Annotated in this window: 3 protein-coding genes; all 3 read right to left on the reverse strand. The window is 42.6% G+C overall.

From position 1 onward, the window contains the following. Positions 1-515 (reverse strand): N-acetylmuramoyl-L-alanine amidase (locus ACNPNW_RS15965; protein WP_448767159.1); only part of this gene is annotated, 515 nt, incomplete at its 3' end. Further along, a complete protein-coding gene (locus ACNPNW_RS15970; RefSeq protein WP_448767160.1) occupies positions 512-871 on the reverse strand; it encodes a hypothetical protein in 360 nt (119 codons plus the stop codon). The genes ACNPNW_RS15970 and ACNPNW_RS15965, both read right to left, overlap by 4 nt. Before the next feature lie 137 nt (positions 872-1,008). After that, positions 1,009-1,840: hypothetical protein (locus ACNPNW_RS15975; RefSeq protein WP_448767161.1), on the reverse strand; the 832-nt coding region annotated here is incomplete at its 5' end.

A 1,840-nucleotide genomic window follows, 5' to 3' on the forward strand; every position in this document is an offset into this window, starting at 1 on the left:
TGAGCTAGTTTCTTATCTTTGGGTAGTGCAATCGTTTCAATGCCATTGGCCTGCTTTGATGCTGCAGCATTCATATGAAATTCCACTGCAACTGATGAGCCTTGAATCAACTTTACTGCAGCTGAGAGCGGGTCGTTCTTTGCACCAGTACCATCGGTTTTGACTTGCAGCCCTGCTTCACGCAAATAGTGAGTCACTGCATTGCGGAAATTGACGACCAGATCTGCTTCTTTAGTTTTACCATTTACTGCACCGGGATCTGTGTTGCTATGGCCGGCTGTAATAGTGGCAAAGCCTAAAGTTTGCTGATGTAGACTTGGTTGAGCCTTTTTACGGCCAATAAGTACAGCTAGGAACATCAAACCTAAAGATGCAATTGTTTGATATGGTTCCGGCAATACATTGGCGTTATAAACTTCCTGCAGAACCAAGTGCAAGCATGATAAAAAAAGCGCCATATAGGCGCCATATTTTACTGAGTCAAACTTCCATACACTTTCTTGAATCAATTTCATTTTAAGGTTTCCTCAAGTCTTGTGACTTTTTCTTTCATTAATGACTGTGTTTGATTGATTTGAATGATTGACGCGCCTACCCAGATGCATGCAGCTATAATTGTTCCACCACAAAGCCCAAGCAATCCCTTTAAGAAGCCAAGACCTCCATCCTGAATTGCAGACTTGTTTTCAAGGCTTGATACCTTTAACTCAAGGGCATCAAGTTCTTTTTGGATTTTGGCAATTGCATTCTCATGGTGTTCATTAATAAAGGTTTGGCGTGCAACATGTTCCAGGATCAATCGAATGTCTTTATGGATGGAATCAATTTTCCCCTCCCATCCATTATTGTTGTACGGCCTATTTTCAGGCATACACCCCCCTATAAAATTGACATTAAAAAAGAGCCTTTCGGCTCTGGTGGATCATTTGGCATTGCGCCCCCTGGTTTTAATAATAAAAAACCCCGACTTAATTAAAAGCCGGGGCTGGTGGTGGTTTGTTATGTTTGTTATGGGAGTGCTACTGCCGGATTAGACCAGCTGTCGCCATGGAATCGGCCACCCAGAGCGAATGCTTTATTAAATTCAGCTTGATCTATTGCAGCCACTTCTTCAAACGTCCGACCCGATAACTCTAAATCTTCGATATAAATGCGGTAATAAATTACAGAAGGAGATCGGTTATTACCCATCGCTGCATTCGACGGGTTAAGTGTACCTGCACCGAATTTAACAGGGACGCTGTTCGTGATTGTACCTGTAGCCCCCTTTGGATTGACTGCTACAAGTTGCGGCTGACCAATAAGAATATCATTGTCTTGCGCTAAACTCGGAACTTTTAGAGACTTGCTTCCAGCGCCTAATCCGTCCAAAGCTGCAGCGTTAGTTAGATCAGCAAATAAGTAGTTTCCGCCGTTTCGATAGTTAAACAGTGATAAAAAGCTACCTGCTGTCCCTTGTTTTCGCGTTGTTTTACGCCATTGTGATATATACAGTTTCCCTGCTGCCGCTTTATTTGCAAGATACGCATTAAGTGCGGTATCTGATGCCAACTGAATAAAATATGCATTGCTGATAGTAGTAGACTGCGAAGCCATACAATGCAAACCGCCTTTTGCTGTGATTTCCGTCTTGATTGAATTTGGGACACTATTTACTTGAAATGTTCTATCAAAACCAACTGTTGAACCAATAATCGGCAGTGCGTACTCATTTAAAGCATTTGTCAGTTTACTAGCTTCCGCTTCTTGCACTGTGTTAAATGCATCAGTCGGATTTATCCCCGCATCCCAGAGGAACAAGGAACCCTCGCGACTCTCAATTGGGTCATATTTTGGTAAA

The sequence above is a fragment of the Acinetobacter endophylla genome, from assembly GCF_053543775.1.